19 protein-coding genes and 1 riboswitch are annotated in these 24,540 nt (G+C 49.9%); of the genes, 5 read left to right on the top strand and 14 right to left on the bottom strand.

Annotated features, from left to right (window positions below; genetic code table 11):
* Nucleotides 1-3: 3 nt before the first annotated feature.
* From AC53GJ_RS12635 to AC53GJ_RS12625, 3 genes are all read left to right on the top strand, one after another.
* Entirely contained in the window at nt 4-3,123 is a 3,120-nt protein-coding gene (locus AC53GJ_RS12635) for an efflux RND transporter permease subunit (RefSeq protein ID WP_496728060.1), read from the top strand.
* 299 nt (nt 3,124-3,422) lie between these two features.
* Nucleotides 3,423-5,762: a TonB-dependent receptor domain-containing protein gene (locus AC53GJ_RS12630; RefSeq protein WP_496728059.1), complete on the top strand. Its 2,340-nt coding sequence runs from the start codon at nt 3,423-3,425 to the stop codon at nt 5,760-5,762.
* 141 nt (nt 5,763-5,903) lie between these two features.
* Nucleotides 5,904-7,364, top strand: a complete 1,461-nt coding sequence (locus tag AC53GJ_RS12625) for an aminoacyl-histidine dipeptidase (RefSeq protein ID WP_496728058.1) — start codon at nt 5,904-5,906, stop codon at nt 7,362-7,364.
* Between the two features lie 80 nt (nt 7,365-7,444).
* Here the strand turns inward: AC53GJ_RS12625 and AC53GJ_RS12620 are convergent, their stop codons facing one another.
* Both AC53GJ_RS12620 and AC53GJ_RS12615 read right to left on the bottom strand, forming a co-directional pair.
* Nucleotides 7,445-8,488 (bottom strand): patatin-like phospholipase family protein, encoded by a 1,044-nt coding sequence (locus tag AC53GJ_RS12620; RefSeq protein ID WP_496728057.1) that lies wholly within the window; start codon nt 8,486-8,488, stop codon nt 7,445-7,447.
* A 33-nt stretch (nt 8,489-8,521) separates the two neighbouring features.
* Nucleotides 8,522-9,808, bottom strand: a complete 1,287-nt coding sequence (locus tag AC53GJ_RS12615) for an anti-phage deoxyguanosine triphosphatase (protein ID WP_496728056.1) — start codon at nt 9,806-9,808, stop codon at nt 8,522-8,524.
* Nucleotides 9,809-9,997: 189 nt separating this feature from the next.
* Here AC53GJ_RS12615 and AC53GJ_RS12610 point away from each other — a divergent pair, with 189 nt between their 5' ends.
* Nucleotides 9,998-10,384 carry a YebG family protein gene (locus tag AC53GJ_RS12610; RefSeq protein WP_496728055.1) on the top strand — a complete coding sequence of 129 codons (387 nt, stop codon included), beginning with the start codon at nt 9,998-10,000 and terminating at the stop codon, nt 10,382-10,384.
* Between the two features lie 532 nt (nt 10,385-10,916).
* Nucleotides 10,917-12,998, top strand: a complete 2,082-nt coding sequence (locus AC53GJ_RS12605) for a hypothetical protein (protein WP_496732795.1) — start codon at nt 10,917-10,919, stop codon at nt 12,996-12,998.
* 99 nt (nt 12,999-13,097) lie between these two features.
* Here AC53GJ_RS12605 and AC53GJ_RS12600 read toward each other — a convergent pair whose 3' ends face one another.
* The 12 genes from AC53GJ_RS12600 to AC53GJ_RS12545 form a co-directional block, all read right to left on the bottom strand.
* A complete protein-coding gene (locus AC53GJ_RS12600; RefSeq protein WP_496728054.1) occupies nt 13,098-13,478 on the bottom strand; it encodes a hypothetical protein in 381 nt (126 codons plus the stop codon).
* Between the two features lie 26 nt (nt 13,479-13,504).
* Nucleotides 13,505-13,855: a hypothetical protein gene (locus tag AC53GJ_RS12595; RefSeq protein ID WP_496728053.1), complete on the bottom strand. Its 351-nt coding sequence runs from the start codon at nt 13,853-13,855 to the stop codon at nt 13,505-13,507.
* A 53-nt stretch (nt 13,856-13,908) separates the two neighbouring features.
* Nucleotides 13,909-14,280: a hypothetical protein gene (locus AC53GJ_RS12590; RefSeq protein ID WP_496728052.1), complete on the bottom strand. Its 372-nt coding sequence runs from the start codon at nt 14,278-14,280 to the stop codon at nt 13,909-13,911.
* Nucleotides 14,281-14,648: 368 nt separating this feature from the next.
* A complete protein-coding gene (thiH, locus tag AC53GJ_RS12585; protein ID WP_496728051.1) occupies nt 14,649-15,776 on the bottom strand; it encodes a 2-iminoacetate synthase ThiH in 1,128 nt (375 codons plus the stop codon).
* The gene (locus AC53GJ_RS12580; RefSeq protein WP_496728050.1) at nt 15,773-16,543 is read right to left on the bottom strand and encodes a thiazole synthase; all 771 of its coding nucleotides are present in this window, start codon (nt 16,541-16,543) and stop codon (nt 15,773-15,775) included. The genes thiH and AC53GJ_RS12580 overlap by 4 nt, the downstream gene beginning before the upstream one ends.
* A 1-nt stretch (nt 16,544) precedes the next feature.
* A complete protein-coding gene (gene thiS / locus AC53GJ_RS12575) occupies nt 16,545-16,760 on the bottom strand; it encodes a sulfur carrier protein ThiS (protein WP_496728049.1) in 216 nt (71 codons plus the stop codon).
* Entirely contained in the window at nt 16,750-17,568 is an 819-nt protein-coding gene (locus AC53GJ_RS12570; RefSeq protein WP_496728048.1) for a HesA/MoeB/ThiF family protein, read from the bottom strand. Before AC53GJ_RS12570 ends, thiS begins: the two co-directional genes overlap by 11 nt.
* Nucleotides 17,555-19,168: a thiamine phosphate synthase gene (gene thiE / locus AC53GJ_RS12565; RefSeq protein ID WP_496728047.1), complete on the bottom strand. Its 1,614-nt coding sequence runs from the start codon at nt 19,166-19,168 to the stop codon at nt 17,555-17,557. Before thiE ends, AC53GJ_RS12570 begins: the two co-directional genes overlap by 14 nt.
* Nucleotides 19,168-21,003, bottom strand: coding sequence for a phosphomethylpyrimidine synthase ThiC (thiC, locus tag AC53GJ_RS12560; RefSeq protein ID WP_496728046.1), 1,836 nt, complete (start codon nt 21,001-21,003; stop codon nt 19,168-19,170). The genes thiE and thiC overlap by 1 nt, the downstream gene beginning before the upstream one ends.
* 169 nt (nt 21,004-21,172) lie before the next feature.
* Nucleotides 21,173-21,274: riboswitch (TPP riboswitch) on the bottom strand.
* 82 nt (nt 21,275-21,356) lie between these two features.
* On the bottom strand, nt 21,357-22,496 hold the full coding sequence (locus tag AC53GJ_RS12555) for a nucleotidyltransferase family protein (protein ID WP_496728045.1): 1,140 nt from the start codon (nt 22,494-22,496) through the stop codon (nt 21,357-21,359).
* Nucleotides 22,496-23,368 carry an HprK-related kinase A gene (locus AC53GJ_RS12550; RefSeq protein WP_496728044.1) on the bottom strand — a complete coding sequence of 291 codons (873 nt, stop codon included), beginning with the start codon at nt 23,366-23,368 and terminating at the stop codon, nt 22,496-22,498. The genes AC53GJ_RS12555 and AC53GJ_RS12550 overlap by 1 nt, the downstream gene beginning before the upstream one ends.
* A 248-nt stretch (nt 23,369-23,616) precedes the next feature.
* Complete coding sequence (locus AC53GJ_RS12545) at nt 23,617-24,465, bottom strand: hypothetical protein (RefSeq protein ID WP_496728043.1); 849 nt, start codon at nt 24,463-24,465, stop codon at nt 23,617-23,619.
* Nucleotides 24,466-24,540: the final 75 nt, after the last annotated feature.

Here is a 24,540-nt window from a genome sequence, read left to right as displayed (position 1 = left end):
GATATGTTTTTATCTGATTTCAGTATCAAAAGACCGCTGGTGGTGGTGGTTGTCACCATAGCGCTGATGTTGTTTGGTTATTTTGCCTTAACCAAATTAAAAACCAATCAATTCCCGGATGTACAACCGCCAGTGCTGGTGGTGAATGTTCCTTATCCGGGCGCATCGCCGGAGACGGTTGAGCGGGAAATATTAAATCGGGTCGAAGACTCGATGTCGACGATTCAGGGCATCCGGGAAATTCGCTCTTACGCCCGAGATTCCAGCGCGACTATTGTGGTGGTTTTTGAGTTTGACAAAGATTTAACTGCGGCGGCGCAGGAACTCAGAGACAGTATTGCTACCGTGCGTGACAAATTGCCGGCAGAGATGAAAGAGCCTTTTATCAACCGAGCCGATCCGAATGCACAGCCTGTGATGTCATTGGCGCTCTCTTCTGATGAACTCAGCCCGCTGGAATTATCGCGGCTGGCGGATATCGACATTGGCCGGCAACTGCGCAGTATTCCTGGTGTCGCCCTGGTGTCACTGGAAGGCGAACTGGAACGGGAAATGACCATTTTCCTCAATAGTAACGCCATGCGTGAAGCCAAAGTGTCAGCGGTGGATGTGACCAATGCCTTGCGGAACCAGAATCTGGCGGCACCGGTTGGCCGGGTGATGAGTGGTTTGCAGGAACAAAGTATTCGTTTGCAGGGCCGGTTGAAAGATATCAGCGAATTTCAGCAGATGGTGGTGAAACAAAATGGCGATCAGGCCATTCGGCTGGGCCAAATTGCTGAAATTGTCGATGGCGGGGCCGAACAGCGCCGCTTGTCATTTTTTAACGGCAAAAAAGCCCTTGGGATTGATATCACCAAGGCCCGCGAAGCCTCGACCATCAGTGTGACCGATGACATCAAAGCCGCTCTTGCCACCATCACGCCCACTTTACCCAAAGGCGTGGAACTGGTGGTAGTGCGGGATCAGGGTGAAGATGTGGCCGCCAGTATGCGCAATGTCACAGAAGCCTTAGGTCTTGGCGCTTTATTAACCATAGTCGTGGTCTTTGTCTTTCTGAATTCCTGGCGCTCGACGTTAATCACCTCACTGGCGTTACCGACTTCAGTGCTGGCGTCTTTTATTGCAGTCTGGGCTTGCGGCTTTACGCTGAATTTTATGTCTTTATTGGGACTGTCGCTGGCGATAGGTGTGCTGATTGATGATGCCATCGTGGTGCGGGAGAACATAGTCCGGCATATGGAAATGGGTAAAGACAATATGACGGCTGCCAGAGAAGGCACCAAAGAAATTGGCATGGCGGTGACTGCGACGACGATGTCTATTATGGCGGTGTTTATTCCGATCGCTTTTCTGGATGGCATGACCGGTCAATGGTTTAAACCCTTTGGTCTGACAGTAGCCTGTTCAGTGCTGGTATCGTTATTTATCTCTTTTACCATAGATCCGATGATGTCGGCTTATTGGCATGATCCAGACCATGACAAGACCAAACAACGTCGCGGCCTGGGTAAAGTGTTTGCCCGTTTTAATCATTGGTTTGATGGTCAGGCAGAACGATATTCCAGACTGATCAGTTGGGCGCTTAAGCATCGTAAATCAATGTGGGCACTGGCCTTTACCAGCTTTGTCGGTGCTATTGTATTACAGGCTACTGTGGGTGGTTCTGGTTTTATGCCGGAAACCGATGATGGTGGTTTTATCGTGCAAATCAGAGCACCATCGGAATCCAGTCTGGAATATACCCGGTTAAAAGCAGCGCAGGTGGCAGAAATTACCCAGCGTTTACCCGAGCACAGGTACACCCAGACCACAGTCGGTACTTCTGGCAATATTACCAGAGCCCAGGTGTTTGTCCGGCTGGTGCCGGAGAAAGATCGCCAACGCTCAGCTGAGCAGGTCGCCACCGAAATTCGTAGTCAGGTGAAAAGTCTGATCGGTGCTGAATTTACCGTCAGTGCCAATCTGAATGGCGGCGGTGGTGATGGTAAAAAGCTGCAGATCCAGTTCCGTGGTCCGGAAACCCGGGTATTAGAAGGCATAGTGCTGGATTATATGGCCAAACTGAAAAATATCCCTGGTGCTGTGGATGTTGGCTTGTCGGCGCAGGATCCAAAACCAGAGTTACAGGTTGAATTTAACCGCGGTCTGGCGTCTAGCTTAGGTTTATCAATGAATGATGCGGCTAATGCCTTACGCTTGGCTTTTGCCGGTTCTGAAATGGGCGACTGGGTTGATCCCAATGGTGAAACCCGTAACGTTTTTGTCCGGATCCGGCCAGAAGAACGCGCTACAGTGCAGGATTTGGAGCAACTGCCGCTGTTGTCCAGCAAAACCGGCGCTATGATCCCGCTGGAGCAAGTGGCAACCGTGAGTTTAGGCACAGGCCCAGCTCTGATTGAGCATTTGGATCGGCAGACCATGATGGCCGTTGGCGCCAACATTGAAGGCCGTAGCTTTGGTGAGGTTTATGCTGATGCGATGAAACTAGCGAAGCAAATTGATTTCCCACCAGGTTACGATTTAATGGTCAGCGGTGAAGCGCGTGATCAGGATGAAGTGTTCGGCAGTATTTTCAGTGCACTTGGACTGGCGGTGGTGTTGATGTACCTTATCTTAGTGCTACAGTTCCACAGTTTCCTGGCGCCTGTCTCTATTATGATGTCGTTGCCATTGTCACTGATAGGTGTCGTACTGGCGCTGCTGGCATTTAAATCCACGCTGAATCTGATGAGTCTGATTGGGGTGGTGATGCTGATGGGCATCGTGGTGAAAAATGCCATTTTGCTGATCGACTGTGCTAAGAAAAAAGAAACTGAAGGCGCTACGCTGGAACAATCTTTGATTATGGCTGGTCGCGAGCGGTTAAGACCTATCCTGATGACCACTTTTGCGCTGGTGGCCGGGATGCTACCTGTGGCGATTGGCATTGGTGAAGGTTCAGGTTTTTACCGGCCGCTCGGTATTGCGGTGATTGGTGGTACTATTACTTCGACAGTGCTGACTTTATTGGTGGTGCCGACTTTCTATTACAGTCTGGAATCGCGTAAACGCCGGTTAAAAGCCTGGTTGGCGCGGCGCAATGCTGCTCGTCATCATGCCGTAGTGATGACTGGCAAATAACTGCAGCTACTGCTGTGATGAATACATGACAAAGGCCTGATGATTCAGGCCTTTTTTGTATTGATGGACCAGCCGCACAGTCGGGAATATATCAGGCTGCATGGCCACTGGGGATGACACCTGTTGTTGCAACAATTGAGCTTGTACAGAAAACAGCAAAATAAAGTTGCGTAAATATTAAACATTTTTGCTAACAATATTTAATTTGTAACATTCTGGAAATATTCCAGTCATCAAAGTCACCGAAAATAACGCCGCCGTCGGAACTTGTCCGACCATACAACAACACAGGTGTAATTTTGGGAGATATCAAGGTGTTATCCACTCGCTTAAGTCCAATCACTTTAGGATTACTGCTGGCATTACAACCAGCTCTGGCTCTGGCAGAAACAACTGCTGTTGAAGCTGAAATGGAAGTTGTGTCGGTGACCGGCAAGAAAGTGGCTTATGCCAACAATGCCACCGACGATATGGCGAAATTACAAAGAGCGCCAATCGGCAACGTGATGGATTTGATCCAGAATATGCCTGGCGTCAATGTCTCCCAAGGCGATGCTTTTGGTGGCGATGATTACACCACAACTATCAGTATGCGTGGTTTTGTCATCGACCGTGCTGACCAACAGTTAGGTATTACTGTGGATGGTGTGCCAAATGGTGGCTCGGCCTATGCCGGTGGCAGTAAAGCCAACCGTTATCTGGACAGTGAAAACACTGCTTTTGTTGAAGTAGGTCAGGGTGCCTCTGATATCGCGTCTGCTTCGTTGGATGCCTTGGGCGGCACTATTAACTTTGTCAGTAGCAACCCAGAAGCCGAGCAAAGCGCCCGTTTTGGCCATACCCAGGGCAGTTTTAATGCCCGTAAAGATTATTTACGTTATGACAGCGGCCAGATTTTTGGCAACACCACCGCTTATGTCAGTTTGTCTGATAGCTTTAACAACCGCTGGATCGGTACCGGCAGCAATGGTTTTAGTGATCGTCTGCACTTTGAAGCCAAATCTGTCACTGAATTCGACAGCAGTAAATACACAGCACGCTTGTCTTATGATGATACGCATGAAGATAACTACCAGCCGGTGTCGTTAGCGCAATTTAACAAGACCCCACGCTGGGATGGTTTAACCAGCGCCTGGACTGGCGATCCGGATATTGATCAAAACTTTGCTGAAGCCTGGTCGACGCTGCGGGAAAATACCCTGGCTTATGTCAAAGCCGACTATTTCCTGGCCGACAATTTAGAATTATCGATCACGCCTTATGCCCATTTGCAAAATGGCCGTGGTGACTGGTTACCGCCTTACCAGCATTATGTGGTGGATGCCAAAGGTAACCGTATTACCGCAGGGGATGTGAAGACCACTAAATTTACTCATGTGAATAAAGCTGGCCAGCCAATTCTGGATCCAAAAGCAGATGTAACTGGTGCCAAACGGGTGTCTTCTTATCGCCACACGCACTATGAAAAAGAGCGTTTTGGCGCTACAGCCAACCTGCAATGGCAATTGGATTCGCACCAGATCCGTACCGGTTTATGGGTTGAGCAGCAAGAGCGCAACCAGATCCGCGATTGGCATGCCGTGATTGATGCGAAAATTTATCACCACTTTGATGAAACGCCATACTGGGTTCAGTTTGACGATGATTACAGCAATAAAGTGATGAAAGCTTATTTGCAGGATCAAATCACGCTGGGTGATTTGCAACTGACTTTAGGCGTACAGCAATATCTGGTGGATGTGGAACGGACCGATAACCTCAATGGTCGTGGTCATGACAAGTTAAACAGCGACTCAGATCTGTTACCAAGTGCTGGTTTTGTTTATCAAATCAGTCCTGAGCTGGAAGTATTTGCCGGTTTCTCGCAAAATTTCAAAGCCATTTCAGACAAGCCGCTGGAGAAGAAAAAAGCAGCCCAGCTGACTGAAATCGAACCAGAAACGGCGGATAACCTGGACTTAGGTTTGCGTTATCAGGCAGGCGACATCCGCGCCTCAGCCACGGTTTACAAAGTGAAATTTGATAACCGCGTTGCCTTATTGACCTACCAGACCAAGGCTGACGGTACGCCAAACTATGATGCGGTCGGTGATGGTGATTATGACAACATCGGCGGTGTTGATTCACAAGGGTTTGAGGGTAGCCTGAACTGGCAATTGACGGATACTCTAGGCTTGGCCACCACCTTCACGCTGAATGATTCGACCTACTCAGATGACGTGCTGGGTGTGGCGACAGGTGCCGATGGTAAAGCTGCCAACATCATTGAATACAAAAAAGGTGAGATGATTGCCGGTATTCCAGAGCAGATGATGACTTTGGGTTTGAATTACCAGCGCGATGCTTACCGTGCCGGTATCAATGCCAAGTATCAGGGCGAATACTATGGTGCCGCCAAACATAGTTTTGTTGGCAATACCTCAGTCTGGAACCGTGATCAGATTAAAGCACATACCTTATGGGATCTGTATTTTGGTTATCAGAAGTCTTTATCCGGCGATCTGCTGATCAACTCACTGGATGTGGCACTGCTGCTGAATAACCTGACTGACCGCTCTTATATCAGTGGTGGTAGTGAAGGTGCTTATTTATTAGGTGCTGAACGTACCGTCAGTATGACCATCAGCCTGGGTTTCTAAGCTGCTGCGTATTGAACACTGTGTAGATGAAACAACCCCGCAGTAGCGGGGTTGTTTGTTTTAAGCGATGGACAAGCGTTTTACTCACGCATGCAGACTGGTAGAATGATGACTGTTCCCTTGTCTGCTTCAGGAGTTGTTGTGTCTGATTTAACCGCGTTGTATCCGCAGCCGTTGTGGCAGTGGTTTAGCCAAATTTGTGCCATTGCCCATCCATCTAAACATGAACAAGCATTAAGCCAGCATATCCAGGCCTGGGCCAGAGATCTGGGCCTGACGGTGCTGGAAGACAAAGTTGGCAATTTAATTATCAAAAAACCAGCCAGTCCAGGGTATGAAAACCGCAAAACTGTGGTGATCCAAGCTCACCTGGATATGGTGCCGCAGAAAAATTCCGACAAAGTGCATGATTTTACTAAAGATCCAATTGAAGCTTATATCGATGGTGACTGGGTTAAAGCCAGAGGCACTACGCTAGGTGCCGATAATGGCATTGGGATGGCGTCAGCGCTGGCCATTTTAGGCAGTCAGGATCTGCCGCATGGACCGTTGGAAGTATTGCTGACCGTCGACGAAGAAGCGGGCATGACCGGCGCTTTTGGTCTGGAAGCTGGTTTGCTGGAAGCGGAAATTCTGATCAACACTGATTCCGAGCAGGAAGGCGAAATTTATATGGGTTGTGCCGGCGGGGTCGATGCCGAGTTCAGTCTGGCTGCAAGTTGGCAAGCCGTGGCTGCAGATCAGACCGCATTTGAGCTTCGCATCAGTGGCCTGAAAGGCGGCCATTCCGGCGTCAATATTCATTTAGGCCGGGCCAATGCCAATAAATTATTAACCCGTTTTATGCAGTCTTATGCCAATCCGTTGCAACTGGCAATGGCAGCATTTAACGGCGGTTCTTTGCGTAATGCCATTCCGCGGGAAGCCAGCATTATCCTGACAGTGGCGCACAGCCAGATTGACGCTTTACAACAAGCGGTGTTGGCTTTTGAACAATTATTGCGCCAGGAATTGGCGTTGGCAGAGCCTACGCTGCGGTTGACTTTACAACCAACCGCTTTACCAGCGCAGGTGTTTTCGCCAGCACTGCAGCAGCAATTATTGCATTTACTGAATGTCTGTCCAAATGGCGTGATGCGGATGAGTGATGAAGTGCCGGGAGTGACTGAAACGTCGCTGAATATCGGTGTGGTCACTACCAGCGCAGAGCAAGTTACAGTGCTTTGCCTGATCCGCTCGCTGATTGACAGTGGCCGTGAACAGGTCGAGGCAATGTTAACATCGCTGGCGGCGTTAGCGGGGGCACAAGTGGCATTCAGCGGTTGTTATCCGGGCTGGAAACCAAATCCGGCGTCACCTGTGATGGCCATTGTGCGCGATACCTATCAGGACATTTATCAGAAAGAGCCGGTGATTATGGTGATCCATGCCGGCCTGGAATGCGGTTTATTTAAAAAACCTTATCCAGAGATGGATATGGTGTCGATTGGGCCTACCATTCGTTTCCCGCACGGGCCGGATGAAATGGTTCAGATCAGCACTGTTGGTCAATACTGGCAATTGTTGATTGCCGTACTGGCCCGGATCCCAGCACGCAGTTAATGCCATATTAAGCGCGGAGCCAGTTTCGCCCCGCGCTTTGTTGGTGATCCGTTGCCCAGTGGCCTGTTACCAGCCGCCTGTCACCAACCCGTCAGCTGATAATTGCCGGCTTTTAATGCTGCGCTGAGCTCAAACGAGCGTTCAGTCACTTCCTGCCAATAGCTCAGCCTGGCTTGATCACTGAGCTGAGTAAAATCTTTTCGATCCGGGATTTTGCCATAAGGCAAACTGCGTACCCAGGCCGGCGTCGGACTGAGCAACACCAGTTTGCTGCTGGGTGCGGTGCGCCGTTGCCGCCAGGGCAGGCTTTTATCAAACCAGCCCGGACTCAGGCTTGAGTAAAAATGCGGGTATAAAATCAAACCGTCGCTGACAAAAGGCCAGTCAAAGTGATAGTCGGTGATACCACCATCGACATAATGACCAGCGCCACAGCCAGCAATGTCAGTCACAGCATCAATCACCAATGGAATAGCTCCAGTGGCTAACAGGCTTTGCAGCAAATTATCGCGCGATAGTTGCAGGCGCCGGGTCGGTAGATCCGCAAGATCCGCTAGGTTCGCAGCAGAAAAGGGGTGCTGAAACAATAACCGCTGATAAAACCAGCCCAGCCGCTGGCGACTGAGCAGATTCACCCCGGCGGCCAGTGTCAGACTCGCCAGCAAGGCGGCGTTGGATGTTCGTCCTGTGATACGACCACTTTTTGCCACCACCAGATGAAGCTGGAATGTAGGATTTTCAATTACCTGCTGAATATGGTCGGCAGTTGGGAAAATCGCCTGTAAAATATCCAGCGATTTAGCGCTGACTTCAGAGCGGCTGGCGTCTTTGGCATAACATAAAGTACGATAGGCCTGACAAAAACGGGCTGAGGCCGCAGCGGCATCTTGCTGGCCATAACAGGCAAAACGCCAGGCCCCGGCGGAACTGCCCAGCAGTTGTAATGGCTGTTGCCTGGCGGCAAAAAACTCGCTGGTAAAATATTGATCAAGTCCATACAGACAAAACCACTTCGGACCGCCGCTAGCACCGACCAGCATACTGACATCATCAGCGCGCAAGCCATGCTGGCGGATCCTGGCCAGCGCCTCGGCACCAGCCTGAATTTGGATCGGGAAAGACAAAATGACTCCTCAAGTTGAAAACTAGCGGCTTGGTCAACCAAGCCTGCCAAATAAGCGCTGAAACATCTGTTCGGCATATTCATCCGTCATACCGGCCAGATAATCGCACACCGCCCGCTCACCTTGTTGTTGCAAGGCTAATTGCTGATAACGTTGCCTGCTATTGTGTGGTAATAATCGCATTGGCTCAGTACTGAAGGCAGCAAATAACTGGCTGACGATGTGCTGACCGCGAAACTCCAGTTGCTGTAGTTCAGGTTGTAAAATAAGCTGCTGATAAATAAAGGTTTTGAGAAGTTGTAGTAACTGTTGCTCGGCCGGTGGCAGGCAGGCATTGTATCTGAGCAAAGGTTCCGCAGCTTCCGGCAGCACCAGTTGCAACTGGACACTGGTGATAAGCCGGTTCACCAGGGCACCAATGGCATCCTTGCGCAAATAATGTTCTGTTTTAAATAGCAAAGTGCCGGTTTGCTGTAAAAAATCAAATGAATCAGTCGGTAGTTCGGTTTGTTGTAACGCCAGTTGCTGTTGCCACTGTGCCAGACTGACAGTGCCGGTGACAATGGCATCTTCCAGATCATGCACACCATAAGCAATATCGTCCGCTAGTTCCATCAAGGATGCATCCAGCGATTTATAGCAGGATTTCACAAAAGGGGGTTGTGCCAGCTGTTCTGTCCGTTGGAATAGCAGCCGATCAGCCTGGCTCAGCGGCGATAAAATCCAGTCCAATAAATCCTGATCCAATCGGAACACAGCTTTGCAGGGCTTGTGCGGGCCACTCTGTGGCAGCACGGGCGGTGGTACCTCAGGTTGCAAGATGGGGTATTTCAACAAACCAAGTAAAGTGCGGCGGGTGAGATTCATGCCGCCTTCTGCCGTATAGGGTTCCAGTTTGCCGACAATCCGCAGCGTTTGGCCATTGCCTTCAAAGCCGCCCTGAGTGGCCATACATAAATCTAATGCAGCTTCACCGCCATGACCAAAAGGCGGGTGGCCAATATCATGCGCCAGACATAAAGCTTCGATCAGACTATCCTCTGGTAATAACGCCAATAATTCTGCAGAGTCTCCCTGAAAGGTGAGCTGTTTTCTGAGTTGGGCAGTTAAGGCGCTGCCAATTTGCGCCGCTTCCAGCGAATGGGTCAGCCGGGTGCGATAAAAATCGTTTTGGCCGACGCCCATGATCTGGGTCTTTGCCTGTAAGCGGCGAAATGCCGCGCTGTGCAGGATCCTGGCTTTATCTCGTTGCCAGGGGCTGCGCTGATCATGCGGTCTGTTGCTGTGTTCTGTCTGTCGTCTCAGTTGCCAGATGGACATAATGGATGGCTTCCTTGGAATGCAGTCAAGCTATGCTACGTGAAAATACTGTGACGGTCGACGGCAACGAAGCACTGAATAACTGTAAATATATCCAGTTATTTTCAGCCAACCACTGGACAACTTGCTTTTTGGTGCTGTATAAATACACAGTATCAAATCAATGGTTGAAACAGAGGCGAACTTATCATGGCTGTGATCGTAAAATATGTAGTCGAACGCAATGGAGTAGAAAAAATGACTTTTGCTGCCAAAAGTGAAGCAGATGCTTATGACAAGATGCTGGATATGGCAGATGACTTATTCAGTTTGTTAGCACAAAGTCAGTTGGTGGCTGATGAGCAGCAACAAGAGCAGTTGGCATTCTACTTAGCACAACACAAAGATGAATTATTACAAGCGCTTGGTGCCAAAGCTAAAACTGTGAAAAAAGAAAAAAATGAACAATCGACCGAGTCAGCGCATGCTGAAACTGCGACCCTCAGCAGTACTGCAGAACAAACTGCATCTTCTGGCGCAGCTGCCACAGAAAATACAGTGACCATGCTCAATCAACGTCAGCACCATGCAGCTTAAGCTTCGGTAAATTGCTAAGGTTGTCTGCTATGGCTGGCGGAACTGCTGCCGGCCAGTAACACCAGTTGTTGCTAAGTCATAGCTTAGCGCGTTGGCTGTTTGGTTTATGCTGCTCGCCACCTGCAATGGCAGACATACATAACCGCAGGCAATTTTCGCGCAGTCCGCTGCTAACACGGTAGATTGTGCTTTCAACAAATATGGCAAATTTGGGTCAGTCATTTCTGGAGTTATTTGCACTTTTTTTATACAGAACATTGTATTAGCAGCTATTCCTGCTACCTTTTAAGGCGTTAGTCCCATCTGAATTCGATAATCGCCCAGGACAGGAAGTAGCCTTATGGCCAATAAAGTCACCCCAAATGATCATGACAATGATGAGATTGTCTCGGTAAAAAAGTTCAGCAGTAAAATTGCCGCCAGCTCGGCAGTGGGCAACGGGGTGACTGCCGCCGCTGTCACAGCGCCGGTTGCCGCGGTGGCTTCAGCCAATCCACAACATCAAAACACTTCTTTTGCCAGTGACCGTTATATGTATTTTACTGAGCGTGATCTGGGCAAAATTCTGACCAACCTCGATGCGCTGCGGAACAGTATTTTTCCGCTCAGCTCGCAGGAGCATGAAAATCTTGGGCAAAAGAAACAGAACTTTCCCTCAGTGTGCTTAATTGGTCTAGGCCGCTGCGGTTCGAATATCGCCCTTGATGTGGCATCTTTGGTCTATAACGCCCGTAACTTTTATCTGAATGAATTTAATATCGAAGAAAAACAAACCAGAGAGCAGGAATACCGGCCGATGCGCTGGATCAAACGCAGTTTGCACTTATCTGGTCAGCATAGTGTCAAACCGGTGTTTTTGATTGAACCTTTGGTGATGCTGGGAGATTTAGACAAAGATATCGAAGGGCGGATCCGTTTTTCGCACAAAAGTGAAAAAAGTGGTTTCTTACACGATTACACCAAAATGAAAATTATGGATTTGTCGGAAGTTCATGCCGGCGGCGCTGGTAATGCACCGATTCTGGGTCAGTATCTGGCGAAAATTATTCTCAATAAAGACACTCAGCGTTTTTCCAATCCGGACTGGAAATTTACCCACTCCTATCTGATTGATTCCTGTGGTATTAAAGCCAATCAGTCCAGACTGTATTTTTATATTTTCAGCGCCGGCGGTGGTACTGGCTCAGGGATGGCGTCGGAGTTCGGTCTGGCGCAGCAATACGCCTATATGAGCAAAACCTTTGACACCAGACCACTGGCCGAAGATGCGGAAAATCGTGGCCATTCCTTTGTATTTGAACCTATTTTTACCAGCGGTATCTGTATCCTGCCGAATATTTCTGACCATGGTGTAGAAATGTCCGAAGCTTTGCATATTAATGCCGGCCGGCTGTTATGCAAGTATCTGGCAGAAGAATGGGACTTTTCCTACAACTTTGATAATGAAGACAGCAGTGAATCCAGTGTGATGCACCGCATCCGGCCGTGGAATGCTATGATGCTGATTTCAAACGACATTATGCGTTATGCTGAAGAAACTGATGACGGTGATATCCAGCATATTGATGTCAATGCGATGGAGAAATATGCCAATCAGTATATTTCACAGCAGATTTTTAATATTTTAACGGCGCAGGCGGTGACGACAGATTACGATGAAAATTATTTCCGCCGGGCAGGTATTGATATCGGTGAAACCATCCGGCTCGATGCCAACGATTTATTTATGAGTCTGGCCGGGCCTGTGGCGGTGGCTTATGCTGAATCTGTCGTGCCGACGACGGCACCAGGTCCTGCCGATAAACTGAACAAATTATTTGATAAAAATAACCAGGGGCTAAACATTGACGATCTGTTTTTCCGCTCAATAGATTTACCACACTTTAATAAAGTCACCCAAGCGATTGAAGGTATAAGTTTATTGCCAATTGAATCTGGACGTTATCGTGAAACACTGGCCAGTTATGTTAAAAACGGCTACAACGCGACCGAACTGAAAGATCTGCACTTTTTCAAAAACTGCTCCTCCGTGGTATCCATTGTGTCGTTACCGAAGGATTATAAGTTATCCTTTATGGATCTGAACCGGCTTAAATCGCATTTAAATAGCTTATTTCCCAATACCACCTTAAAACGTTACGCCTTAGTGATAGGCGCATCGGCCAATATTTCGCTGACCACGCTGATTGTGAAAAGTCCGTGTCTGAGTGATGATTTCCTGACCCTGATTGTGGCCTTTATCAAACGTTGTTTTGCCAAAGACAACTACAGATTTGATGAAAAACTGGACCATGCCATCGTCGACTTTATTAAAGCCGAATTTTTTGATGAAGCGTCGGTCGAACAAATGCTGAACGAGTTTGAAAACCCGGCCAAAATTCTCGATACCAACTGGTACGCCATTAAGCCGATGTATGAAAAGAAATACCGTGAGCTGATTGCCAATAAAGATAAATTTATTTCGATCAACGATATCAGGCTCAGTCGAGAAAGTGTGATTAAAGCCATTAAGTATCTGCGGGAAATTTACCGGCATCGGATTAGCAAAACCAAAGTGATTTCACTGAACAGTCCAGTGCGGCAAAAAGAGCCAACGCCGGCGTCAGATCACTAAAGTTGCAGAGCGCCGGTGTCTGGCCGGCGCTCGAATATCCGTAGCTGAACACAAACAGCCATGGCAGTGCTTGCCATGCCTATATTATGGATGACCAGACTAATTTAATTGGTAGTGACGAATATTGACGCGGGCCCAGGCGACAAAATTATTACAGCTCCCGTTGGCGTTATCCCCATCTAAATACATATTTGTGATCGTTTTGCCCGCCATTTGCGCTGCTAAAAAGGTTGAATACATCATTTTGCAGGTTTCAGGTCCGGTGGTGTAAGGGGTGCCGGTGACTCTCCAAACCTGTTGTGGATCACAAAATAATACCGCATCATTCATGCCGCTCAGTTGGATCATAAAACTGTTATCGGCATGATAAGACAGCATTTTTACCGTGCCGTTACAAATACTGGTGGCTGCTAAGGTCTGAAAGCTGCACAATGTTGTGATAACTAGCATTTTTTTAACATATCTGATTGTTTTTTGCATAGTGTTGTATCTTCTCGATGAATGGATTAGGGATTGGTCGCCATAGTCACTGTGACTAACTCAGTGCCAGCTTTGCTGATACCGCAGCCATCCGCCTCAGAGGTCGTGACATTAACTCTGTGACCTGCCAGTTTAGCCGCAGTGAATATCGATAAAGCGTGCGCTTTTTCTGCAGATGTCCAGCCGGCTAAATGCGTCCAGTAAGAGCCACTGGTATTGCTTGGATGAGTGAGTAACACCACAGATCTCAGGCCATGACCCTTTTCTACCCATATGCGGCCGACATAAAGATTCTCGCAATTTTGCAAATCAGCCTGGCTGGCAAAACTTGCACACAGCATTATTGCAGCGAAGGTTGCTGCGAGTACATTTTTCATTAGGATCATTCCTTGTGTGTAATTTCTGTTTTTAGGTTGGAATGGGCATCACATCAGCCCGGATACACTTGCCAGCTTGCGCCATCACGCTGATATAGCAGTCTGGATAATGAATGATGATCACCTGCAAAAGTATCGACATAATGCTGCAACTCAGCCATAGCCAGCGCATTCAGACAATTGAATTTACAGTCATGCCGCCAATCCAGTTCGCCAAAGAATGGGTCCGTCAATGGCATATTTACCTCATCCATGCCTTCGAGTTGTCGCATTGATTCGACATCATCTGCTTGTTGCAACCTAGGGAATGCCGGATACTGAATTTGAGATGCCACATGAGCAGCCACAGCCTCGGCACTATTGCTGGTTGCCGTCTTGGCCACAGTACAGAGCCAGAGCTCAAAACAGAACCACAATGACTGCAAACACCTTGCTTTATTGTAATAACCTTTACAAATGTTTAAAAAGTGAATTATACCGAAAGTGGCCACAGAAGCAGCTGTTTTTTACTGTGTTGATGAGAACCTTTGGTCTTTGCACTGTATAGATGGTACTAAGAGCAGCTCGGCAGCCAGCGAAAGACGCAGCTAAGCTTTATTTTATAAGTGGGCATGGTCATGAAGGGCGGGTGAGTCCCCTGATTGCCCCAGGGCTAGCGTTTGGCCGACCTTGCTAGGGCGTTATCGCCTGCTTCGAGAGTATCACACAGGCCGTGGTGCGCACAGCGCGGACTCTGCTCTGTCTTAAAACCAGCCAAACATATACCAAAGCGTAACACGCGCTACTTTTTCTGTTAACGCCCTAACGCCGGGTGCCAGTTGGTCCAGACTGGTTGCAACGCCAATTGTTGCAGCCGCAGCGCCATTTCAGCCGGACTGCGGTCATCATCAATACTGAATTGCTCCAGACTTTGCGGTGCGACCTGATAGCCGCCAGGCTGGGTTTTTGAACCGGCACTGAGGCTGGTGATCATCAGTGGCAACAATAAATCACGCAGTTGCGCCGGTTCTCGGGTCGATAAAGTTAAATCAACTTCAGGAGCAAAAATACGAAATGCGGCATAAAGCTGCACCAGTTGTCGATCTGAGATCTCAATCGCAGGCGTGATGCCACCGCTGCAGGGTCTGAGCCGGGGCAGCGCCAGACTGAACTGACAGCGCCAATAGTGCTGCTGTAAATAACGCAGATGCGTTGCCAGGCGCAGTGCATCCGTACGCCAGTCGGCCAGTCCCAGCAAAATACCCAAACCAATTTTGTCGATGCCTGCTTGACCAAGCCTATCTGGTGTATCCAGCCGCCAGATCAGGTCGGTTTTTTTGCCTTTTAAATGATATTGCTGATAAGCCGTTGGCTGATAGGTTTCCTGGTAGACCAGTACAGTATCAATCCCAAGTTGCTTGAGTTCCAGATACTCATGCGTTGCCAGCGGTTGCACTTCCAGCATCAGACGGCTAAATAACGGTCGTAATAACGGGATTTGCTGGCGGAAATATGCCATGCCGACTTTTCGTTCATGCTCGCCCGCAACTAATAACAGTTGATCATGGCCCATGGCTTTGACGGCCTGCGCCTCCTGCAGCAGTTCGTCTGAGTTCAGCACCCGGCGTTTGACCGCCTGGCTCATCGAAAATCCGCAATAAGTACACTCGTTGGCGCATAAATTCGACATATATAACGGCGCAAACAATTGCCGCGCCGCGCCAAAATGCTGTCGGGTGAGCTGGCTGGCCTTATGCAGCAGTTCTGGCAGCAATTCGGTTGCCGCCGGACTGAGCAACGCCATCAGCTCATGCAATTCAGGCTGACTCTGCTGTAATGCCCGGCGGACATCAGCAGCTGTGTAGGGGGTAAGCAGCAGATCTGTTTGCGCTAAATTAGCCAGCACTGTGCTAAACGTGGGGTGAGGGCTGGCTTGGTTCATGGTAAATAGGCCATCAATGCATCCACCGGACTGGTGGCGCTGGCCTGGCGCAGCGGTGTAGTGCAGCGCGCTTGCTGGGCTGCCAGCCCGGCCGCCACTGCCAGTTTAAAGGCATAAGCGGCCCGTACCGGATCCGCCGCAGTGGCAATGGCTGTATTGACCAGTACCGCGCTCGCTCCCATTTCCAGGGCGTCACAAGCGTGCGAAGGTTGACCAATACCGGCATCAACAATCACCGGCACCCTGGCTTGTTCGATGATAATTTCCAGCATAGCCCGGTTTTGTAATCCCTGATTCGAACCTATCGCCGAACCTAATGGCATCACGGCGGCGCAACCCGCTTCTTGCAAACGTAAGCAGAGTACCGGATCCGGGCTGCAATAAGGCAGCACCACAAACCCCAGTTTAACCAGTTGCCGTGCCGCCTGTAAGGTGGCTTCAGGATCTGGCATCAAATAACGTGGATCCGGATGTATCTCCAGTTTCAGCAGATTGGTCTGTAACAGCTCCCGCGCCAGTTCAGCTGCAAATACGGCTTCTTTGGCATTGGCAGCGCCTGAGGTATTGGGTAATAACTGTACGCCGGCCTGTTGCAGTGGCGCGACCAGATCTAAGCTTTTTTCCCCCGGTTTTAACCGCTTGAGCGCCAGTGTCACTAACTGAGTGCCACTTTCTGTGACGGCAGCCTGCATCATTTGCGGGCTGGCGAATTTGCCACTGCCCAGTAATAATCGACTGGAAAAGGTATGTCCGGCAAGCTGCAGCATATTAACCTCCTGCCACCAGTTGAAATAACAGCACCTGATCCTGCCGTTGCAGTGTGGTACTGGCCCACAAACGTTTTGGCAGCACTTGCTGATTGAGCGCCACTGCGACTGGTTGGTCAACTGCTTGCGCCTGGACCAAAGCGGCGACTGTCATGTCTGCGGGCAGCAAGGTTTCCACAGTGTTGAGATAAATAGCGATAGTGGTTTCAACGGCCATCTTTGGCTTCCTCTTTGGATACACCACAGATCGGGCAGAGCGGATCGGGGGTGAAAGTACAACGGATAAACTGGCGCTTTGCATGTTGATACAATTGCAACTGATTTTGGCTAGCGGCCTGTTGTAATAACAAATCCAGCGCTGTGCTGACCATTTGACTTGCCAGTTGCGCCAACAGCGGCGCATAAGCACCTTGCGTCAGGCAACCGCCGGTGGCTAAGGGCACATCTTGTCCCAGGCAATGCAGGCAACCCCTGCCCGGGTGTAACAGCCAGCTGTAGCCCTGATAGGCAGTCGCAGTTGCACCAATCCAGCTTTTTTGTAATTGCTGGCAGAGGTTGTTCAGTACCAGTTTGCTGTCTTGGTTGTCGGTACAATCGATCACCAGATCCACTTTCGGCAATAGCGAACGCAGCTCACTTTGGGTCAATTGCTGCGGCAGTGGTTTACAGCGCACAAATGGATTTTGCTGTTGTAAACGCCGGGCGGCGGCTTGCGCCTTGTTCTGACCAAGGTCGCTGTGCTGAAACAACATCTGCCGAGGTAAGTTACTCAGCTCGACTTGGTCGCCATCCGCCAGCCAGAGTTCACCGACTCCCGCCGCTGCCAGATAGCTGGCTGTCGGACAGCCGAGCCCACCGATGCCAACAACCAGCACCCGGCTGTGTTTTAATTGCAACTGGCGTGCTTCTGACCAGTCGGGCAATAACAGTTGCCGGCTGAAATATAAAAACTCCTGATCGGACAAAGGGGGGGGCGTCAGGCCATGTGCTGGCCTGGTCAGCGACGATTTATTAATGACTGGCATAAGGCTCTCCGGCAAAAGTCAAACCACGCTGACAAGCCTGTTTCAGTTGTAACAAGGCTTTTTCTGGTTCCGCTGCTTTGGTAATAGCCGACACCACGGCAATACCTTGCACGCCGGTGGCCAACAATGGTGGGATATCTGCCAACTGAATACCGCCAATGGCGACAGTCGGAGTTTTATCGCAGAGTTGAACATACTTCGCCAGGCGTGCAACACCTTGTGGTTTGGACGGCATTTGTTTGGTGTTGGTTGGGAAAATATGTCCAAGCGCCAGATAGGAGGGCTGCAGGTGCAGCACTTGACAAAGTTCAGCATAACCATGGGTTGAGATGCCAAGCCGCAAGCCTGCGGCTGCGATGGCGGCTAAATCCGCACTGGCTAAATCTTGCTGGCCTAAATGCACGCCAAAAGCCTGATACTCAATGGCGAGTTGCCAGTGATCATTGATAAAGAGCTGAATATCAAAATCGCGGCAAAAGGCCACCGCCTGTGATATTTGTCGTTGCAGCTCTGCCTGGCTTAAATTTTTCAGTCTAAGCTGAATGGTATGCAAGCCAAGGGGCAGCAATCTTTTTAGCCACTGAATGTCATCGACCACCGGGTATAAACCCAGTGGATGTGTCAGTTTGGCAAAGGACAAATGATGACGAGCAGCCACTGCTTGCGGCTGAGGCAACGGCAGCAAGCTGGGGAAATCGGCTGGCTGTGTTGGCCAGCCGGCTCTGCCCAGCACACCCGGCCCCTGACCCGTGGCGTAACTCAGCCTGAGACCTTGCTGCAAATAGGCTCTGGCGACGACCAGGGCATCTGTCAGTTCATAACCGCGCGCCAGGGCCGCCGCCAGCGCACTGGCGAGGGTGCAGCCGGTGCCATGCTGATGTCTGGTTTGCAAGCGGGGGGCTTGTATTTGCAGCACTTCCCGCTGTTGCGGCAGACAGCTCAACAGCAAATCCTGCACTGTTGCACCGGTGGTGGGGGCATGGCCGCCTTTGAGCCATAAGTGGCCGCGAAAGGTTGGTAGCAGCTCAGCCAAGCTTGCCGGTTGTGGAGTCGAGCTGTTTGTTAATTCTGTGATCAACTGGCTGAGCCTGGTCTCGCTGCAGGCGGTCAGCATCGCCAGTTCATGCCAGTTCGGTGTCAGAATATCCACCCAGTTCAGCAATTGCAGGCAAAGTGGCCGGCCCAGATCAGACAGTTGTTGACCGGCAGTGGCGGCCAACACCGGATCCCAAATCACCACAAAGCCGAGCTGACTTTTGTGGCCGGCGAGCCATTGCAACAACACTTCGGCCTGGGCTGGCGCCGGAATTTGGCCAATTTTCACCACCCTAGGCGGTAAATCCGTGCTGAGCGCGGTTAATTGGGCCAACAGAGTTTGGCTATCGACCGGCTCGACCAGGCTGACCTGTTGGCTATTTTGCGCGGTGACGGCGGTGATCAGGGTACAGGCGTGACAACCCAGATCGGTTAAGGTCAGCAAATCAGCCTGAATACCGGCGCCGCCGCCACTATCACTGCCGCCGATGGCCCAGACGATAGGCCGTGGCGCTGCATTTGATTCTGAAAGTCCGGTCCCGGCTTGGCAAGAGCGGGCCGTCATCACAACAACTCCGCTGCGGTTGGTGCCGCTTCTGCTGTGGCTGCAGCAGACACAGGCCTGACGGCCTCGACCGGGGTTGCCAGTTGCCGCAGTTGTTGATTTAGTTTCATTGAGCAGAATTTTGGCCCGCACATCGAACAGAATTCGGCATGTTCATCCGCCTGACCCTGACTGCTTTGCTGATAATAGCTGCGGGCGGTGTCTGGATCTAACGACAGATTAAACTGATCCTGCCAGCGAAAATCATAACGTGCCGCCGATAAAGCATTGTCGCGAAGCTGAGCGGCCGGGTGGCCCTTCGCCAAATCGGCGGCGTGGGCCGCAATTTTGTAGGCGATCAGACCTTGTTTCACGTCTTCTTTGTCCGGCAGTCCCAAATGTTCTTTTGGCGTGACGTAACACAACATGGCACAGCCATACCAGCCAATCAGCGCTGCGCCAATACCTGAGGTGATATGGTCATAACCAGGGGCAATATCTGTGGTGAGCGGGCCTAAGGTGTAAAATGGCGCTTCATGACAATGCTTTAATTGCTCGGTCATATTGGCTTCAATCAGATGCATCGGCACATGTCCCGGACCTTCAATCATCACCTGGACATCATACTGCCAGGCAATTTTGGTCAGTTCGCCGAGGGTGCGCAGCTCCGCGAACTGGGCTTCATCATTGGCATCGGCAATAGAACCAGGTCTGAGTCCATCACCCAGCGATAACGAAATATCGTAAGCAGCACAGATCTGACAAATTTCCGCAAAGTGCTGATATAAAAAATTTTCCTGCTGCTTGCTTTCGCACCACTGCGCCATAATAGCGCCGCCGCGTGAAACGATGCCGGTCAGCCGCTTGGCGGTCAGCGGTAAAAAGGCTTTCAGCACACCAGCATGAATAGTGAAATAATCGACCCCTTGTTCCGCCTGCTCCAGTAAAGTATCGCGGTATAATTCCCAGCTTAACTCATCCACCCGGCCCGATACTTTTTCCAGACACTGGTAAATCGGCACTGTGCCAATAGGGACCGGGCTGTTGCGGATGATCCACTCCCGGGTTTGGTGAATACGCCGTCCTGTCGATAAATCCATCACGGTATCCGCGCCCCAGCGCACTGACCAAATCAGTTTTTCGACTTCCTCTTCAATACTGGAACCGACCGCTGAGTTGCCGATATTGGCGTTGACCTTGACCAAAAAGTTACGGCCAATGATCATAGGCTCTGCTTCCGGATGATTGATATTCAACGGAATAATGGCGCGGCCAGCCGCTACTTCAGCACGGACAAATTCGGCGTCGATCAAGGCCGGAATACGGGCGCCAAAACTTTGTCCCGGATGCTGACTGTGCAGGCGACTGTCTTGTTGCTGCGCTAAATCCTGTCGTGCCATATTTTCACGACAAGCAATAAATTTCATCTCATCGGTGATGATGCCGGCGCGGGCATAATACAACTGAGTGACGGTTTTCCCCGCTGCAGCGCGGCGGCATTGTGGCGCAAATTCAGTTGGCCATTGCTCCAGTTCAATATCCGGGTCCTGATAGCTGCGGGTCACCAACTCGGTATCCTGCCGTCCGGCGACCCAGTCTGCACGCACTGCTGGTAAGCCACGGCGAACATCCGGCTGATAACTGCTGTCGCCATAAGGGCCGCTGCAGTCGTATAACAACACCTGACTTTGCGCCGGATCAGACAATTGTACCGCCCGACAAGGCACCTGGATGCCAGGTGCTGCCGTCAGGTAAGTACGGCTGGAACCGGTAAATTGATAAGGCTGTAACTGATGAATATTCTGCATGGCTTGCTGGCGCAGCACACGGCGGTTTGGAGTATGGGTAGTAGACATAGCAATCCTTAATAAACCAATGGGTTAATCAAATTGCTTGTCCGGAGTCGAGAGGATATGGTTGGATCAGTGCCAGCAAGAGTTGCTGAGCGCAATCCAACACCAGCAGTGATGCTGGCAACATGCAGTGTCAGGCCAGGCGGGCGCACCAGGGGTTGACACAAAGCAGGGGTACATTACCCTTGTTCCCTTCGCAGGTTCTAACCTGATCAGGTTCAACGGATCCCGCAGAACGCGGTCTCAGCCCAACTGGGCACTCCGACAAGTGGCGATGAGTATAAAGACTTTAATTTGGCAAATGCAAGCTTGTTACGGGGTTTTGCCGCTGGTCAGGCCGCGGCACAGTGGATGTTTTAGAGTTGACCAGCGTCATGCGGTCTGGTTTGTTCATCTGCAAGTTGTTGTTCTTTAGATGTTTTTTGATTTAATTTAAACTGTAACAGTGCTTTCGCCACCGTATGATACAGCAAAGTGGCTGGACCCATTTTTACCAAATGCCCACGGATAAACCACAGCAGATGCGCGCTGCGATGCCAGAATGCCTGTTTTTGCAGCAGTTGTTGCAACAAAAACCGGATGTAGCGGCGGCGACGATGGGAAGCATAAGGTTGTAAGGTTTGTAATTCAGCCGCCGGAATGGACAATTGAAATAACCACTGCAACATATCCAGCGCATAAAAAACCGCTGCCTGTGCCTGGCACTGTTCTGCTGCCTCGACTATCGCAGTCACGGATTGGCGCTGACACACTTCCAGATACAACTGCTGTAAATCGACTAAATCTTTCACCAGTTTGTGGCTTTCTTCCTGATAAAACAGATGTACGGCGGCATGCACAAACAGATAAGCCGGTGCAGGCAAACTAAACACCGAATGCGCTAAAGGTTCGGCGGCGGCAATCAAAGGTTCGACCAGGATTTTTTCCCGTGAGGACACCGGGAAAATATGATGGTGTAAATCAATACCGGCACCGCGTAAAAAGTGGGTCAGTGGTGGGTTTTGATGTGACCAGCGCTGATAATAACGCCGGTCATAATCGGAAATTTCAAATTCCAGGTAACCGGCATCCTGCAATCTGGCCAGTGCATCGGCAAAATGGGCCGATGGTACTAATAAATCAATATCGGAGAAAATTCGCCCTTTGGCAAAACCATAGAGTCCAAGCCGATAAGCGCAGCCTTTGACGAAAACACAAGGGTAGTTGACTCCGGCAAAACATTGCTCCAGTTCTAGTAACTCTTGCACCAGCGTCACTTTTTGTTTTTCGGCATAGACAAAACCAGACCAAAAATGGTCGTGCACCACCGGCGGCAACAGTGGCAGCAATTGCTGTTGCTGGCATAGTGCATACATAGAGCCGAGCAGGGCTTGATCACGGCTTAGATGCAATAATAACGTCCAGTCAGCGTGGCTGGCCTGCGCAATAAAAGCCTTTGGTTGGTGAAAAAACCGCAAACAAGGATCACTGATCTGGGCAGGTTGCTGCGCTTTCATCACCAGAGGGCCTGTAATTGTTGTAACATTTGTTCGGTGTCGGTATAGGTCAGCCGATAGCCCGGACACTGGGCGGCGAGCAGGCTCAGTGTTTCAAAGCCGTTTTGGCCAAGGGTGCTGTAATTAAAACTATTGACGGCAAGTTCCAGCATCAATGTCGATTGCGCCATCGCTTCGAGCTGTACGCCGCTACCATCCGGCTGATATTTAGGAAAAATAACCATCGCAGGGCTCACTGCGTCAGTACGCCCGGCCCAGGATAAGGCTGTGGGCGGTAAATAGCCCATAGTGCCTTTAAAGGTATTCTGCTGAATGCCTTGTAGTTGCACCGCTGGATATCGCTGTTGGATCACCGTTAAAGAGCGGTTTTTCAGGCTGACAGGCCGCACACAAGGCACAATCAAACCGCTGTACGGGTCAATCAGGCAATGTTCATCGGACAACAAACGCCAACCTTCCAGCATCAGAATGGCACATAATGTACTTTTGCCAGAGCCCGGCGGGGCTGGCAAAATCAGACAACGGCCATCATGTTCGAGTACCGCGGCATGCAAACATAAATAACGGTTCTGATAGGACGAAATACACCAGTTCATGCCCCATTCCAGCACACTGAGTTGTTGCGCTAGCGGGGTAAACCGAAAATGCTGACTGCCAAGACGAAAGGCATAATCCTGACTCAATGAAAGCATATTTTTTTTAAAATCAACAACAAAGTCAATAATATTGTCGTCGTCACTGTCGCTGAGCAGTGGCGGTGGGTATAACTGACTGAGTTGCGAAACTAAGGATGGACTGTTGCTGCGGATCTGAAAGCGAAATGGCTGGGTATGCAGCACAAATTGCTGATTCTGTCCTGACAGGCTCAGCATAAAGTTGCATCATCGTCAGTGTTGAACGCAGCAAAACCTGCAGGTGACGAACAGCCAGTCGGACTGTGGCCGGTTGTTGCAGGTGCATCGACAAGGCTAATATTGGCTGACTCGGTTTCAACCCAAGTTTCATGTGTCAATAAATTAAACACTAGGCTACCGGAGTGGTCAGTGGTTTGAAACTGGACATCATCATCGCTGATGCCCAGTGCCTTCACATAATCAGGATAAAAAACCAAATAAACGCCTTAAGCCGGAGTTGAGTAATATTGGAATAAGGTATTCATATCCCGCAATTTAACAGTGTTGCCAGCTATTTTCTTGTAAGCGTCGATAATGACCTGTGGTTCCGGATAACAGATGGTTTTATTCGGAATATTTTTCGCCAGCTTGTACTCTTCGTGTCTTTCCCACAAAGCGCCGATAAATGCCGCGATAATGTATTTATAAGTATGGCTGGCAAAATTTTCCAAGTTACCCGTCATACCCGGAAAAATATGACTCAGAGGTGTGCCTTTTTTCAGGATTTGACCATTCCAGATGGCAGGCTTGATCACGCGTTGTGAATCTAGGGTCGGGGCTCTGTTGTCTGTTACACCGGAATATTTACTATAGCTACTGCCTGATTTGGTATAAACCGCATTTTTGACCGTGCTAAGCCAGGTTGACAGATTCATATTGGTGCACAAAATGTTTTTGTTGCTTTGTTTTGCGCTGTAAAGACAAGCGCTGTAACCACTGGTACCGCGATAATAATCCCACAGCAAATAGTCATTGAAGTCAGCCGAGTACACTCTGCTAATGGTATTGAGCGTGGACCAGTTTGGCTTGGTAAAGCCTTTTTGTTTGTAATTTTTCTGCGTTTGCACTGAAGCCACGGCAGAACGGGTATTACTGATGCTGGAATGACCTGGCGAACAGGTGAGATCAACACAACCCCAGGCCGAACCGCTTTGTAATGACATGATGACAGGTAATGAACCAGCACCGGCGCGGGTTAAAAACTTGCGGCGCGACAGCTGAGCTGAAGCTTCGCCCTGAATAACTTCAGGCTGTGGATTCAGTTCTGTGTTTTGTGATTCATGCTGTTGGTTCATCTTGATACCTCGAAATCCAATTCGATTAGTTTATGCAAAAAGCTGGCCAAATCATTAAGTCTTTGATTGCGAAGA

The organism is Rheinheimera sp. B2H12 (assembly GCF_059620065.1).
Note: the sequence above shows the minus strand (reverse complement) of the source record. Positions and strands in the feature narration are given on the sequence as shown.

Excerpts from the sequence above, each read along its gene's own strand:
- thiE (WP_496728047.1), bottom strand. The coding sequence starts at position 19,168 with ATGACGGCCCGCTCTTGCCAAGCCGGGACCGGACTTTCAGAATCAAAT.
- AC53GJ_RS12570 (WP_496728048.1), bottom strand. The coding sequence starts at position 17,568 with ATGCCAGTCATTAATAAATCGTCGCTGACCAGGCCAGCACATGGCCTG.
- AC53GJ_RS12555 (WP_496728045.1), bottom strand. The coding sequence starts at position 22,496 with ATGAAAGCGCAGCAACCTGCCCAGATCAGTGATCCTTGTTTGCGGTTT.
- AC53GJ_RS12635 (WP_496728060.1), top strand. The coding sequence starts at position 4 with ATGTTTTTATCTGATTTCAGTATCAAAAGACCGCTGGTGGTGGTGGTT.
- AC53GJ_RS12605 (WP_496732795.1), top strand. The coding sequence starts at position 10,917 with ATGTATTTTACTGAGCGTGATCTGGGCAAAATTCTGACCAACCTCGAT.
- AC53GJ_RS12580 (WP_496728050.1), bottom strand. The coding sequence starts at position 16,543 with ATGCTGCAGCTTGCCGGACATACCTTTTCCAGTCGATTATTACTGGGC.
- AC53GJ_RS12545 (WP_496728043.1), bottom strand. The coding sequence starts at position 24,465 with ATGAACCAACAGCATGAATCACAAAACACAGAACTGAATCCACAGCCT.
- AC53GJ_RS12610 (WP_496728055.1), top strand. The coding sequence starts at position 9,998 with ATGGCTGTGATCGTAAAATATGTAGTCGAACGCAATGGAGTAGAAAAA.
- thiH (WP_496728051.1), bottom strand. The coding sequence starts at position 15,776 with ATGAACCAAGCCAGCCCTCACCCCACGTTTAGCACAGTGCTGGCTAAT.
- AC53GJ_RS12550 (WP_496728044.1), bottom strand. The coding sequence starts at position 23,368 with ATGCTGAGCCTGTCAGGACAGAATCAGCAATTTGTGCTGCATACCCAG.
- AC53GJ_RS12615 (WP_496728056.1), bottom strand. The coding sequence starts at position 9,808 with ATGTCCATCTGGCAACTGAGACGACAGACAGAACACAGCAACAGACCG.
- thiC (WP_496728046.1), bottom strand. The coding sequence starts at position 21,003 with ATGTCTACTACCCATACTCCAAACCGCCGTGTGCTGCGCCAGCAAGCC.
- thiS (WP_496728049.1), bottom strand. The coding sequence starts at position 16,760 with ATGGCCGTTGAAACCACTATCGCTATTTATCTCAACACTGTGGAAACC.
- AC53GJ_RS12595 (WP_496728053.1), bottom strand. The coding sequence starts at position 13,855 with ATGAAAAATGTACTCGCAGCAACCTTCGCTGCAATAATGCTGTGTGCA.
- AC53GJ_RS12600 (WP_496728054.1), bottom strand. The coding sequence starts at position 13,478 with ATGCAAAAAACAATCAGATATGTTAAAAAAATGCTAGTTATCACAACA.